Annotated in this window: 12 protein-coding genes and 1 tRNA gene; 8 read left to right on the top strand and 5 right to left on the bottom strand. The window is 70.3% G+C overall.

Annotated elements, in window-relative coordinates; all coding sequences use genetic code 11:
* Positions 1-150: 150 nt before the first annotated feature.
* Positions 151-711, bottom strand: coding sequence for a GPR1/FUN34/YaaH family transporter (locus ACIGAQ_RS10335; protein WP_362275129.1), 561 nt, complete (start codon positions 709-711; stop codon positions 151-153).
* 131 nt (positions 712-842) lie between these two features.
* Positions 843-1370, bottom strand: coding sequence for a universal stress protein (locus tag ACIGAQ_RS10330; RefSeq protein ID WP_031114250.1), 528 nt, complete (start codon positions 1368-1370; stop codon positions 843-845).
* Positions 1371-1678: 308 nt separating this feature from the next.
* On the opposite strand from ACIGAQ_RS10330, the gene ACIGAQ_RS10325 reads away from it, so the two are divergent.
* The 4 genes from ACIGAQ_RS10325 (at position 1679) to ACIGAQ_RS10310 (ending at position 4602) form a co-directional block, all read left to right on the top strand.
* A complete protein-coding gene (locus tag ACIGAQ_RS10325) occupies positions 1679-2011 on the top strand; it encodes a hypothetical protein (RefSeq protein WP_311688130.1) in 333 nt (110 codons plus the stop codon).
* Positions 2012-2388: 377 nt separating this feature from the next.
* Positions 2389-3642, top strand: a complete 1254-nt coding sequence (locus ACIGAQ_RS10320; RefSeq protein WP_399781124.1) for a helix-turn-helix domain-containing protein — start codon at positions 2389-2391, stop codon at positions 3640-3642.
* 169 nt (positions 3643-3811) lie between these two features.
* The gene (orn, locus tag ACIGAQ_RS10315; protein ID WP_311688128.1) at positions 3812-4414 is read left to right on the top strand and encodes an oligoribonuclease; all 603 of its coding nucleotides are present in this window, start codon (positions 3812-3814) and stop codon (positions 4412-4414) included.
* A gap of 115 nt (positions 4415-4529) precedes the next feature.
* A tRNA-His gene (locus ACIGAQ_RS10310) sits at positions 4530-4602 on the top strand.
* 115 nt (positions 4603-4717) lie between these two features.
* Here ACIGAQ_RS10310 and ACIGAQ_RS10305 read toward each other — a convergent pair.
* Complete coding sequence (locus ACIGAQ_RS10305) at positions 4718-5773, bottom strand: LacI family DNA-binding transcriptional regulator (RefSeq protein ID WP_399781121.1); 1056 nt, start codon at positions 5771-5773, stop codon at positions 4718-4720.
* A 411-nt stretch (positions 5774-6184) separates the two neighbouring features.
* Here ACIGAQ_RS10305 and ACIGAQ_RS10300 point away from each other — a divergent pair, with 411 nt between their 5' ends.
* The 4 genes from ACIGAQ_RS10300 (at position 6185) to ACIGAQ_RS10285 (ending at position 11007) form a co-directional block, all read left to right on the top strand.
* Positions 6185-7507: an extracellular solute-binding protein gene (locus ACIGAQ_RS10300; protein ID WP_311688126.1), complete on the top strand. Its 1323-nt coding sequence runs from the start codon at positions 6185-6187 to the stop codon at positions 7505-7507.
* Positions 7508-7512: 5 nt separating this feature from the next.
* Positions 7513-8526, top strand: a complete 1014-nt coding sequence (locus ACIGAQ_RS10295; protein WP_399781117.1) for a carbohydrate ABC transporter permease — start codon at positions 7513-7515, stop codon at positions 8524-8526.
* Positions 8527-8537: 11 nt separating this feature from the next.
* Entirely contained in the window at positions 8538-9443 is a 906-nt protein-coding gene (locus tag ACIGAQ_RS10290; protein WP_311688124.1) for a carbohydrate ABC transporter permease, read from the top strand.
* Positions 9444-9570: 127 nt separating this feature from the next.
* Positions 9571-11007, top strand: a complete 1437-nt coding sequence (locus ACIGAQ_RS10285) for a GH1 family beta-glucosidase (protein ID WP_311688123.1) — start codon at positions 9571-9573, stop codon at positions 11005-11007.
* Between the two features lie 107 nt (positions 11008-11114).
* On the opposite strand, the gene ACIGAQ_RS10280 is transcribed toward ACIGAQ_RS10285, so the two are convergent.
* Both ACIGAQ_RS10280 and ACIGAQ_RS10275 read right to left on the bottom strand, forming a co-directional pair.
* Positions 11115-12002: a carbohydrate ABC transporter permease gene (locus tag ACIGAQ_RS10280; RefSeq protein WP_311688122.1), complete on the bottom strand. Its 888-nt coding sequence runs from the start codon at positions 12000-12002 to the stop codon at positions 11115-11117.
* Positions 11999-12982, bottom strand: coding sequence for a carbohydrate ABC transporter permease (locus tag ACIGAQ_RS10275; RefSeq protein WP_399781113.1), 984 nt, complete (start codon positions 12980-12982; stop codon positions 11999-12001). Before ACIGAQ_RS10275 ends, ACIGAQ_RS10280 begins: the two co-directional genes overlap by 4 nt.
* Positions 12983-12984 lie beyond the last annotated feature (2 nt).

Here is a 12984-nt window from a genome sequence, read left to right as displayed (position 1 = left end):
GCCTTCTTGTCAGGGGCGCGGGGAACTGCGCGAACAACCCCCACGCACCTGCACAGGCCGAACAACGAGGACGGACCCCCACGTGCTGCCACCACGCACGGGGGGTCCGTTTCATCGCCGGGAAGCCGCCCAACTCCCCGGCCGGCGCAGCTAACCGGTGGCCGTCACACCCCGGCCCGCAGCGCGCCGTGGAAGCGCCGTCGGCCAGTGCGCCAACGCCGCCGTCGCGGCGTACCAGGCCACCGCACCCGCGGCGACCGCGAACCAGCCCGAGACCTTCGCGAGCCCGTCGTTCTCCGCGAACGCGGCGACCGCGAGCAGCAGCAGCGACACGAAGAACAGCCCGTACACGCCCCGCCCGAGCTGATCCCCGCCCGCCAGCGTCAGGGACAGCGCCACCAGGGCGAACAACAGCAGGAACAGCCCTGCCTCGTTGCCGGAGGCGACCTCGGTCACGGCCCAGGTGAACCACAGCGCCCCGAGCACCGAGAACGCCGTCCCACCGGCGGCGTCACCCTCGCGCAGGGCCACCAGCCCGGCGACGAAGAGGGCGACTCCGCCCACGTACTGGGCGATTGACGCGGCGTCAGCCGCCGACACGCCGTCGATCACGGCGGTGTGCGCGAGTCCGAAGGCCAACAGGGTGATGGCGAGGGCGAGTCGACCGGCCACGGTGGTGATTCCGCTTCCCGCGGAGACGTCTTTGTCCACGGCGGGCTCCCTTCGTGCAGGTGCAGTGGTGCGGTGTCCCGTATATGCCCTTCACAAGAGCACAAACACCTCTACGCGTGAGTAGATTCACGCGTGCACGAAGGAAGTTGACTGCCCCTCAGGGGCTGCCGTCAGGGGATGACGACGACGGGCCGCTGCGCCCGCTTGGCGAGCCGCCCGGCGACGGACCCGAAGATCCGCCCGACGATGCCGTGGGTCGACCCGACGACGATCGCGTCGGCCTCGTACTCCCGGCCGACCTCTTCGAGTTCGTGGCAGATGTCGCCGCCGCGCTCGACCAGGATCCAGGGCACCTCGGCGAGGTAGTCCGCACAGGCCAGCTCCAGACCGAGCACCTCCGTGCGGTGGTCCGGCACGTCCACGAACACCGGCGGCTCACAGCCGGCCCACACGGTGGTCGGCAGCCGGTTGGCGACATGGACGATGATCAGGCCCGAACCGGAGCGATGGGCCATGCCGATCGCGTACGCCAGGGCGCGCTCACTGGACGTGGAGCCGTCGAAGCCGACCACGACCCCGTGCTTGAAGGCGGGATCGCAGGAGTGGCGTGGCTCTTCCGCCGCCAGGGGCTCGGCCGCCGTGGGATCGGCGACGGGCCGCTTGCGGTCCGCGGGTTCGAAGAATTCGTGACCGGCCATGGCTGTCTCGGCGTTGTGATCCTTTAATGGGTGGGACAACACTGTGCGGCGGAGCTGTGTCCGGGAATGGTCTTCCCAACCCCATACCCCCAAGGGTACGGCGGCACGCCTCCTTAGCCCAGATCCCGCCCGCCGTGCGTGCGGGTTCCAGGGAGCATGCACGAGGCGACGCCCGTAACGCAATGGTTGCTGCGCTGTACAGGCGGTTTGCACAGGATTCACTTACCCGTGGGGGTGATCCGGCCGCACAGTGACCGACGTCCCGGCCGCGCGTTGAACCCCGTGAGCCACGCCACAGGGAGCACGCCATGTCCGGACCCCGCCCCGCCTCCGAGGCGGGCCGCGCGACCCCGCCGCCGCGGGACGGCGTGACGGAGGTGGTCCGCTGGGCGGCCTTCAGCTGCCTGCTCGTCCCGGTCGTGCTCCTCGCCTTCGGCACCTCGCTCGCCGGAGCCGCCGGCACCGCCCTCGGGCTCGCCGCCGTCACGGGCGCGTGCCGGGTCCTGCTGCGCCAGTCGGAGCGCGGCGCCGCCCGGCTGGCCGCCGAGGACCGGGCGCCGCACCGGGGCCGGCACCAGCGCACCGGAACGGGGTCGCACCGGGGCGGACGGCACACTGGAGGGGATACACCGGTCGGTTGACCGGTTTCCGTGCACGTGCACGTCGGTTTTCAGCCAACTTCCGGCACCCCCGCATCCCCCTGCCGAAACACCCCCCAACCCCCGTTCGACCTGCACGGAAAGGGCCTCAGGGGCACTGCGCACCCTACGTGGATTGGCCACCGCGACAAGGCGCACTTCCCTGCACGCCCCACGAGTGCAACGCTTCGTGATCGAATGCTTCACGCCAAGTTGCCAAGTCGACAATGTGCCGCGTGCCGAACCGGCCACTGCGGCACTACGGGACACAGTAGATTCGATCTTGACTGTCTACGGCGGGGGACTCGTGCAGGACCGAGGGGAAACGTGCAGGAGCGACACAACCGAGGAGCCGCGACCACCGAGGGGGGCTTAGCAGTATGAGCCACGACTCCACTGCCGCGCCGGAAGCCGCGGCCCGGAAGCTTTCCGGGCGACGCCGCAAGGAGATCGTCGCGGTGCTGCTGTTCAGCGGCGGCCCCATCTTCGAGAGTTCCATACCGCTGTCGGTGTTCGGGATCGACCGCCAGGACGCCGGCGTGCCGCGCTACCGCCTGCTGGTGTGCGGCGGCGAGGACGGCCCACTGCGGACCACAGGGGGCCTGGAACTCACCGCACCGCATGGCCTGGAAGCGATCTCGCGCGCGGGCACGGTCGTCGTGCCGGCCTGGCGCTCGATCACTTCTCCGCCACCGGACGAGGCGCTCGACGCGCTGCGCCGCGCCCACGAGGAGGGCGCCCGCATCGTCGGGCTGTGCACCGGTGCCTTCGTCCTCGCAGCGGCGGGCCTGCTGGACGGCCGCCCCGCGACGACACACTGGATGTACGCGCCGACGCTGGCCAAGCGCTATCCGTCCGTGCACGTCGATCCACGGGAACTCTTCGTGGACGACGGCGACGTGCTCACGTCGGCGGGCACGGCGGCCGGAATCGATCTCTGTCTCCACATCGTGCGGACGGACCACGGCAACGAGGCGGCCGGAGCCCTGGCCCGCCGCCTGGTGGTCCCGCCGCGCCGCGCCGGCGGACAGGAGCGCTACCTCGACAGGTCTTTACCCGAGGAGATCGGCGCCGACCCGCTCGCCGAGGTCGTCGCCTGGGCGCTGGAGCACCTCCACGAACAGTTCGACGTGGAGACGCTGGCGGCACGCGCGTACATGAGCCGGCGTACGTTCGACCGCCGCTTCCGCTCGCTGACCGGGAGCGCGCCGCTGCAGTGGCTGATCACGCAGCGGGTCCTCCAGGCGCAGCGCCTGCTGGAGACGTCGGACTACTCGGTGGACGAGGTGGCGGGCCGCTGCGGCTTCCGCTCCCCGGTGGCCCTGCGCGGCCACTTCCGCCGGCAGCTGGGCTCGTCCCCGGCGGCGTACCGGGCGGCGTACCGCGCCCGGCGCCCGCAGGGCGAGCGGCCGCAGGACACCGAGGCCGCGCCCGGCGGCCCCGTGTCCGGGATGCAGGGCCACCCCGGACACGGCGGACACGGCGGACATTCCGGCCCGTCCGGTCAGCCACCGGCCCCGCTGCACCCGGAGCACCCCGTCCCGCTCCAGTCCCGCCGCACGGCGGCCGCGAGCGCGGTGGGAGCGTCCCCGGCGCTGTCGGCCAGCCTCCCGGGGCAGCGCAGCGCGACGTGAACGGCCGACGGGGCCCGCGAAGAGCATCTCTCTTCGCGGGCCCCGCGGCTTTTTCCCGGCAGGCCTCGGCCCGGGATCGCCGCTCGGGCCCCACTGTCCCCGTCGCCCCCACCCGGCATTCCCCGCACGGTCGGTCCGGCCCGGGCCGGGGCGCCGTAAGGTTAGACACATGAACGATCGCATGGTGTGGATCGACTGCGAGATGACCGGCCTCTCGCTGTCGGACGACGCGCTCATCGAGGTGGCCGCCCTCGTCACCGACTCCGAGCTGAACGTGCTCGGCGACGGCGTGGACATCGTCATCCGGCCGCCGGAGCGGGCGCTGGAGACGATGCCGGAGGTGGTGCGTCAGATGCACACCGCGTCCGGACTGCTCGCCGAGCTGCCGGACGGCACGACGCTCCAGGACGCCGAGGAGCAGGTCCTGGCGTATGTGAGGGAGCACGTCAAGGAGCCGGGCAAGGCCCCGCTGTGCGGCAACTCCGTCGGCACCGACCGCGGCTTCCTGCTGCGCGACATGCCCACGCTGGAGGACTACCTCCACTACCGGATCGTCGACGTGTCGTCGATCAAGGAGCTGGCCCGGCGCTGGTACCCGCGGGCGTATTTCAACAGTCCGCAGAAGAACGGCAACCACCGCGCACTCGCCGACATCCGCGAGTCCATCGCCGAGCTGCGCTACTACCGCGAGGCCGTCTTCGTCCCGCAGCCCGGGCCCGACTCCGACACCGCGAAGACGATCGCGGCGAAGCACGTCCTGCCTGCTCAGTAGGTACGCCAGGGGCCCGTCGGGGGCCGCCCGGAAAGCCGGGCGCGAGCACCCCTTCGGACCCTGTACACTTTTTCTCGGCCGGTCGGGGAACACACTGATCTCCAAGCCGGTCATGGTGGGTGTAGCTCAGCTGGTAGAGCACCTGGTTGTGGTCCAGGATGCCGCGGGTTCGAGTCCCGTCACTCACCCTCGCTGACGAAGGGGCCGCCCCGGGAAACCGGGCCGGCCCCTTCGTCGTGTCCGCTCGCCCTCAACGGCGCCCGGCGCAACCGGCGTTGACCCGCTCACCGGCGACACCCCACGTCACGAGGACGACCGCGGCACCAGCTCCGTGGCCAGCACCAGCTGCCGGCGCTCCAGCCCCCGGGAGGCGAGCGGGCGGCGGTCGGCGATCTCCGTGAGGAGCAGGTCGATCATCCGGCGGCCCATCTCCTCGATGGGCTGGCGGACGCTGGTGAGCGGCGGATCCAGATGGCGCGCTATGGCCGAGTCGTCGTAGCCGACGAGCGCCACGTCGTCCGGGATGCGGCGCCCCGCCTCGCGCAGCGCCTGCCGCGCACCGGCCGCCGTCACGTCGGAGGCGGCGAACACCGCGTCCACGTCCGGCCGGCGCTCCAGCAGCGCCACCATCGCGCGGCGGCCGCCCTCCTCCGTGAAGTCGCCCGCCTCGATCAGCGTCTCGTCCACCTGGTGTCCCGCGCCGCTCAGCGCCGCGCGGTAGCCGTCGATACGGCGCTGGGCACCGTAGACGTCCCGGCGGCCGGTGATGTGGGCTATCCGGCTCCGGCCGCGGGAGAGCAGGTGCTCGACGGCCTGGCGGGCGCCCCCGTAGTTGTCCGAGTCGACCGACGGCAGGGTCTCCGCCGCCGAGCGCGGGCCGCTGATCACCGCGGGGATCTCCAGCTGCGCCAGCAGGTCGGGCAGCGGGTCGTCCGCGTGCACCGAGACCAGCAGCACGCCGTCCACCCGGTGGGCCGCCAAATACTGCGCGAGCCGCTGCCGCTCCCGGGCGCTGCCCGCGAAGATCAGCAGCAGCTGCATCTCCGTCTCGGACAGCTCCGCGCCGACGCCCTTGAGCATGTCGGAGAAGTACGGCTCGGCGAAGAACCGGGTCTCCGGCTCGGGCACGACGAGGGCGATCGCGTCCGTGCGGTTGGCGGCGAGGGCGCGCGCGGCGGTGTTCGGCACGTAGCCGAGCTCCGCGACCGCCGCCTCGACGGCCGCGCGGGTGGCGTCACTGACCCGGGGCGAGCCGTTGATCACCCGGGAGACCGTGCCGCGGCCGACACCGGCGCGCGCCGCCACCTCTTCGAGGGTGGGACGGCCACCGCTTCGGCCCCGCGCTCCGTGGCTTGCCATGGGCTCCGCCTTCCCGTACAGACCCGCACTCTGCGGCTGGCCTGGAATTTAACAGGCCCGTCCGCTCCGGTGACCGGTACCGACGGCTTGCCGCCCCCGGCCTTCCGCTTCGGCCCCGGCGCACCGGTACCGCCGGGGCCCGACTGGCTTGATACTGCCGACCGGGCACCCAAGGAGCGCCGGTCCCGGTCCAGTTAACGTCCCGATAACTGAACGCATCTCTCCCTGTCCGGTCCCTTGACACCCCCGCTCCGACCCGCGAACCTTCAACACATCACTGGTGGGAGCGCTCCCACAGTACCTGACACATACACAACCCGCACGTTCCCCGCCCGAGCCGCAGCGAGTAAAAACGGGTCCAACAATGCAGTTGGCCGGGGGGTCGGCACGTCAGGGCAACAGGAGGACGACATGCGAGCACGCATCCGAACCGCCCGCAAGGCGCTGGCCCTCGCGGCCGTCGCGTCGTTGGGCACCGGGCTGCTGGCCGGCTGTGCCGACGACGGCGGAGACGACAGCTCCGGCTCGTCGTCCGGCGGCAAGGGCAAGACCACGATCACGCTCGGGCTCTTCGGCACCATGGGCTTCAAGGAAGCGGGCCTGTACGCCGAGTACGAGAAGCTGAACCCGAAGATCAAGATCGCTGAGAACGTCGTCGAACGGAACGAGAACTACTACCCGGCGCTGCTGAACCACCTGACCACCAACAGCGGCCTGCAGGACGTCCAGGCCGTCGAGGTCGGCAACATCGCCGAGATCGTCAACACCCAGTCCGCCAAGCTGGAGGACCTCTCCAAGGTCTCGGGCGTGAACAAGGCCGACTGGCTGGACTGGAAGTGGCAGCAGGCCACCACCAAGGACGGTCAGACGATCGGCCTCGGCACCGACATCGGCCCGATGGCCATCTGCTACCGCAAGGACCTGTTCGAGAAGGCCGGTCTGCCCAGCGACCGCGCGGAGGTCGGCAAGCTGTGGGCCGGCGACTGGAACAAGTTCGTCGACGTCGGTGAGCGGTACAAGAAGAACGGCCCCGAGGGCACGACCTTCATGGACTCCCCCGGCGGTCTGATCAACGCGATCCTCAGCAGTGAGAAGGAGAAGTTCTACGACGCCTCCGGCAAGGTCATCTACAAGACCAACCCGGCCGTCAAGAACGCCTTCGACCTGACCGCCGAGGCGGCCGAGAAGGGCCTGGTCGGCGCGCAGACCCAGTTCCAGCCGGCCTGGGACCAGACGATCGCCAACAACAAGTTCGCCGCGATGGCCTGCCCGCCGTGGATGCTCGGCTACATCAAGGGCAAGTCGCAGCCCGACGCCAAGGGCAAGTGGGACGTGGCCGTGGCGCCCAAGTCCGGCAACTGGGGCGGCTCCTTCCTGTCCGTGCCGAAGAGCGGCAAGAACGTCGAAGAGGCCAAGAAGCTGGTCGCCTGGCTGACCGCGCCGGAGCAGCAGGCCAAGCTCTTCAAGGTGCAGGGCAGCTTCCCGAGCGCGCAGGCCGCCTTCGACAGCCCCGAGGTCACCGGCGCCAAGAACGACATGACCGGCGACGCCCCGATCGGTGAGATCTTCGCCGAGGCCGCGAAGCAGATCCCGGTCCAGGTGATCGGCCCGAAGGACCAGATCATCCAGCAGGGTCTGACGGACAACGGCGTCATCCTCGTCACGAAGGGCAAGTCCGCGAAGGAGGCCTGGGAGACGGCGACGAAGACCATCGACAACAACCTGGACCAGTGACCCGTATGGCCACCCGTCACGACACCGCCGCGCCCCCCGCCAAGGAGGGGGGCGCGGCCCCGGGCCGCCCGCCCGCCGACGCCGTCTCCGAGCAGGAGGTGAAGCGCCGGGCCAAGCTGTCGCGCCGCTGGCAGCGGGACGTGCGCTGGAGCCCGTACGCCTTCGTCTCGCCGTTCTTCCTGCTGTTCGTGGCCTTCGGCCTGTTCCCGCTGATCTACACGGGATGGGCCTCGCTGCACCAGGTCGAGCTGACCGCGCCCACCGACATGAACTGGGTGGGACTGCGCAACTACACGCGCATCTTCGACGACGAGTTCTTCTGGAACGCGGCGAAGAACACGCTGACCATCGGCATCATCTCCACCGTCCCGCAGCTGCTGATGGCGATGGGCATCGCCCACATCCTCAACTACAAGCTGCGCGCCTCGACCTTCTACCGGGTCGCGATGCTCGCCCCGTACGCCACCTCGATCGCCGCCGCGTCCCTGGTGTTCGTGCTGCTCTTCGGGCGTGACTACGGGATGATCAACTGGGCGCTGGACTTCGCCGGGATCGACCCGGTCGACTGGCAGGGCGACAAGTGGCCCTCGCAGATCGCCGTGTCGACGATCATCATCTGGCGGTGGACCGGCTACAACGCGCTGATCTACCTGGCCGCGATGCAGGCGATCCCGCAGGACCTGTACGAGTCGGCCGCGCTGGACGGGGCGAGCCGCTGGCAGCAGTTCCTGCACGTCACGCTGCCGTCGCTGCGTCCGACGATCCTGTTCACGGCCGTGGTGTCGACCATCGGTGCCAGCCAGGTCTTCGGTGAGCCGCTGCTGTTCGACGCCAACAAGGGCGCCTCCGGCGGTGCGGAGCACCAGTTCCAGACGCTCGGCCTGTACCTGTACGAGCAGGGCTGGGTGAACCAGCACCTGGGCCGTGCCTCGGCGATCGCCTGGACGATGTTCCTGATCCTGATCGTCATCGGCATCGTCAACTACGTCATCTCGCGCCGGCTGCGCGCCAGTAGTTAGGAGGTGTGGCCGTGACGACGACTGTGACGCCCCCCGAGACCACGCCCGCCCGGCAGACCAAGCGTTCGCGCCTGCCGAAGTCGGCGCGGGCCGGCGGGACCCTGCACGGCGGTCCGATCGCGTACGCGATCCTGATCCTGTTCACGATCGTGTCGCTGTTCCCGCTGGTGTGGACCGCGATCGCCGCCTCCCGTGACAACCAGCGCCTGGCGCAGACGCCGCCGCCGTTCTGGTTCGGCTCCAACCTGTTCAAGAACCTGGAGATCGCCTGGACGGACGCCAACCTGGGCGAGGCGTTCCTCAACACCACGATCGTGGCGGGCATTTCGGCCCTCACCATCGTCGTGCTGTCGACGATCGCCGGGTTCGCCTTCGCCAAGCTGCGCTTCAAGGGCCGCAACGCGCTGATGCTGATCGTGATCGGCACGATGATGGTGCCGCCGCAGCTGAGCGTGATCCCGCTGTACATGATGGTCGCCAAGCTCGACTGGACCGACCAGCTCCAGGCGGTGATCTTCCCGTCGCTGGTGAGCGCGTTCGGTGTGTTCTTCATGCGGCAGTACCTGCTCCAGGCGCTGCCGGACGAGATCATCGAAGCCGCCCGGGTGGACGGCGCGAGCAGCTGGCGGGTGGTGTGGCACGTGGTCTTCCCCGCCGCACGGCCCGCGATGGCGGTGCTCGGCATGCTGATGTTCGTGCAGACCTGGAACGACTTCCTGTGGCCCTTCCTGGTGCTCACCCAGACCGGCAACCCGACCGTCCAGGTCGCCGTGGCGGGCCTCGGCCGCGGCTACACGCCCGACCAGTCCCTGATCATGGCGGGCGCGCTGCTGGGCACGCTGCCGCTGCTGCTGGTCTTCGCGATCTTCGGCAAGCAGATCGTGGGCGGCATCATGCAGGGCGCCGTCAAGGGCTGACGCCCTGTCCCCAGGGGCCGGGCCGGCACCGCTCCGGCCCCTCCCCTTCCTCCCCTTCCTTCCTCCTCTTCCTCTCCTTTCCTCCCCCTCAGCCAACGGTCTCCACGACCTCATTGGGAGCGCTTCCATGCCTGACTCCGAGAACCCGGCCACCCCGGTGACCTTCCCTCCCGCCTTCCTCTGGGGCGCGGCGACCTCCGCGTACCAGATCGAGGGCGCGGTGCGGGAGGACGGGCGTACGCCGTCGATCTGGGACACCTTCAGCCATACGCCGGGCAAGACGGCCGGCGGCGACCACGGTGACATCGCTGTCGACCACTACCACCGCTACCGCGAGGACGTGGCGCTGATGGCGGAGCTGGGCCTGGGCGCCTACCGCTTCTCCGTCTCCTGGTCGCGCGTGCAGCCCACGGGCCGGGGCCCGGCCGTGCAGAAGGGCCTGGACTTCTACCGCCGCCTGGTGGACGAGCTGCTGTCCAAGGGCATCCAGCCGGCCGTCACCCTCTACCACTGGGACCTGCCGCAGGAGCTGGAGGACGCCGGCGGCTGGCCGGAGCGCGACACGGCGTACCGGTTCGCCGAGTACGCGCAGATCGTCGGCGAGGCGCTGGGCGACCGGGTGGAGCAGTGGATCACGCTCAACGAGCCGTGGTGCAGCGCGTTCCTGGGCTACGCGTCCGGGGTGCACGCGCCGGGCCGGACGGACCCGGCGGCCTCGCTGCGTGCCGCCCACCACCTGAACCTGGCGCACGGGCTGGGCGCGACCGCGCTGCGGTCGGCGATGCCGGCCCGCAACTCGGTGGCGATCAGCCTCAACTCCTCGGTGGTGCGGCCGCTTTCCCAGGACCCGGCGGACCTGGCGGCGGCCCGGCGCATCGACGACCTGGCCAACGGCGTCTTCCACGGGCCGCTCCTGCACGGCGCCTACCCGGAGACGCTGTACGCGGCGACCGCGAGTCTCACGGACTGGGACTACGTCCTGGACGGCGACCTGGCGCTGATCCACCAGCCGCTGGACGCGCTGGGCCTCAACTACTACACGCCCTCCCTGGTCTCGGCGGCGGACGCGTCGGCGAAGGCGCCGCGGGCCGACGGGCACGGGTCGAGCGAGCACTCGCCGTGGCCGGCCGCGGACGACGTCGCCTTCCACCAGACGCCCGGCGACCGCACCGAGATGGGCTGGACGATCGACCCGACCGGCCTGCACGAGCTGATCATGCGCTACACCCGGGAGGCGCCGGGCCTGCCGCTGTACATCACGGAGAACGGCGCGGCCTACGACGACAAGATCGACTCGGACGGCCGGGTGCACGACCCGGAGCGGGTCGCCTATCTCCACGGCCACCTGTCGGCGGTCCGCCGGGCGATCTCCGACGGCGCGGACGTGCGGGGCTACTTCCTGTGGTCGCTGATGGACAACTTCGAGTGGGCGTACGGCTACGGCAAGCGCTTCGGCGCGGTGTACGTGGACTACGCGACGCTGGAGCGCACTCCGAAGACGAGCGCCCACTGGTACGCGCGGGCGGCGCGGACGGGGACGCTGCCGGACGTCGACGCGGTCTGACGGCGGGACCGGAGGACGGGGCGCGGCACGCTCAGGGCGGTGCCGCGCCCCGCCACGCGGGGGGGACCGGCCCGCCGGCGCGGGGGTCAGCCCTTGCCGGCTCGGGGTCAGCCCTTGCTGGCGCCGAGGGTCAGGCCGCTGACGAACTGGCGCTGCAGCGCGAAGTACACGATCAGGGTCGGGATCGCGGTGAGCAGGGCGCCGGCGGCGACCAGGTTGGGGTCGGTGAAGTACTGCCCCGAGAGGTTGTTCAGCGCCGAGGTGATCGGCATGTTCTCGCCGGTGGAGATGAGCACGATGGCCCAGAAGAAGTCGTTGTAGATCCAGATGGACAGCAGGGTGGCCAGGGCGGCCATGGCCGGCTTGCACAGGGGCAGCACGATCTGCGCGTACATGCGCCACACGGAGGCGCCGTCGACCAGGGCGGCCTCGGTCAGCTCGTGCGGCAGCGAGCGCATGTAGTTGCTGAGCACGAATGCGCAGAAGCCGGACTGGAACGCCACGTGGATGAGGACCAGGCCGAGCGCGGAGTCGTAGAGCTTGCCGCTCATCGTGATGCCGGGCAGGTCGATCAGCAGGTACAGCCGGTACAGCGGGGTGATGATGACCTGCTGGGGCAGCAGGTTGCCGGCCGTGAAGACCAGCAGCAGGGCCAGGTTGAGCCGGAAGTCGAAGCGGCTGACGTAGAAGGCGACCATCGACGACAGCAGCAGCGTCAGCAGCACGGCCGGGACCGAGATCAGCAGCGTGGTGCCGAGGTAGTGCAGCATGTCCGACTGCTGGAAGGCCTGGGTGAAGTTGTCGAGGGTCAGCCGGTCGGGCCAGGAGACATAGCCCTTCTCACTGGTCTCCGCGTACGGCCGCATCGCCGCCAGCAGCGCCCACAGCAGGGGCGCGAGCCAGGCCAGCGAGGTGACGACGAGGAAGGTGTGCAGCAGGATCCGGGCCGGCCGGATCGGGGTGCGCCGCCCGGCCGGCGCGCTCGCGGTGCTCATGCGCGCCGCTCCTTCCGGAAGGTGGCGATCAGATACGGGATGATCACCGCGAGGGAGATCACCAGCAGCACGACGGCGATGGCGGAGCCGTATCCGATGCGGCTGGACTCGCCGATGATGTTGTTGGTGACCAGGATCGACAGCAGTTCGGTGCCCTGGGCGCCCTTGTTGAAGACGAAGACCAGGTCGAAGGCGCGCAGCGCCTCGATGATCGTGACGACCAGGACGACGGTGTTGGTGGGCCGCAGCGTCGGGAAGACGACGTTCCTGAACGTCTGCCACTCGTTGGCGCCGTCGAGGGCGGAGGCCTCGCGCAGGGCCGGGTCGACGCTCTTCAGGCCGGCCAGGTAGAGGATCATCATGTAGCCGGTGTGCCGCCAGGAGGCGGCGACGAGCACGGCCCACAGGTTGAGGTCCGGGTCGCCGATCCAGTCGATGTAGTGGCCCGGCTCGTTGGCGCCGATCACGCTGTTGATCAGGCCCGTGTCGGGGTTGTAGACCAGCTGCCAGACGAAGCCGATGACCGCGAGCGACATCACGACCGGCAGGAAGTACGCGGTCTGGTAGACGCGGCTGTAGCGGATCCTCTTGTCCAGTTGCACGGCGAGGAACAGGCCGAACGGTGTGGGCAGCAGGATGAGTACGACGAACCAGATGACGTTGTGCTCGACGGCGGGCCAGAACTGCGGGTTGCTGGTGAACAGTTGCTCGAAGTTCTGCAGGCCGACCCAGCGGATGGAGTCGAAGCCGATGCCGTCCCAGGTGGTGAAGGCCAGCGCGACGGAGGCGAGGGCTGTCAACCAGACGAGGGTGACGTGCAGGAGCGTGGGGAGGCCGGCCATCAGGCCGAGCGTGATGCGGTCGCGGCGGGTGAGCAGCCGCCGGTGCTGCCCGGAGGCGTGGAGGGGCGGGGGCGCGGGGGCGGGGCCCGGAGCCGGCACGTCGGCGGACTCCGGGACCTTGGCGGGGGTGGCGGTCATGG

The organism is Streptomyces sp. NPDC085932, from assembly GCF_044540525.1.
Classification (GTDB): Bacteria; Actinomycetota; Actinomycetes; order Streptomycetales; family Streptomycetaceae; genus Streptomyces; species Streptomyces levis.
Note: the sequence above shows the minus strand (reverse complement) of the source record. Positions and strands in the feature narration are given on the sequence as shown.

Bases quoted from the DNA above. Each gene is read 5' to 3' on its own strand.
- ACIGAQ_RS10330 (WP_031114250.1), bottom strand. From the start codon at position 1,370: ATGGCCGGTCACGAATTCTTCGAACCCGCGGACCGCAAGCGGCCCGTC.
- ACIGAQ_RS10325 (WP_311688130.1), top strand. From the start codon at position 1,679: ATGTCCGGACCCCGCCCCGCCTCCGAGGCGGGCCGCGCGACCCCGCCG.
- orn (WP_311688128.1), top strand. From the start codon at position 3,812: ATGAACGATCGCATGGTGTGGATCGACTGCGAGATGACCGGCCTCTCG.
- ACIGAQ_RS10285 (WP_311688123.1), top strand. From the start codon at position 9,571: ATGCCTGACTCCGAGAACCCGGCCACCCCGGTGACCTTCCCTCCCGCC.
- ACIGAQ_RS10280 (WP_311688122.1), bottom strand. From the start codon at position 12,002: ATGAGCACCGCGAGCGCGCCGGCCGGGCGGCGCACCCCGATCCGGCCG.
- ACIGAQ_RS10320 (WP_399781124.1), top strand. From the start codon at position 2,389: ATGAGCCACGACTCCACTGCCGCGCCGGAAGCCGCGGCCCGGAAGCTT.
- ACIGAQ_RS10275 (WP_399781113.1), bottom strand. From the start codon at position 12,982: ATGACCGCCACCCCCGCCAAGGTCCCGGAGTCCGCCGACGTGCCGGCT.
- ACIGAQ_RS10300 (WP_311688126.1), top strand. From the start codon at position 6,185: ATGCGAGCACGCATCCGAACCGCCCGCAAGGCGCTGGCCCTCGCGGCC.
- ACIGAQ_RS10305 (WP_399781121.1), bottom strand. From the start codon at position 5,773: ATGGCAAGCCACGGAGCGCGGGGCCGAAGCGGTGGCCGTCCCACCCTC.
- ACIGAQ_RS10295 (WP_399781117.1), top strand. From the start codon at position 7,513: ATGGCCACCCGTCACGACACCGCCGCGCCCCCCGCCAAGGAGGGGGGC.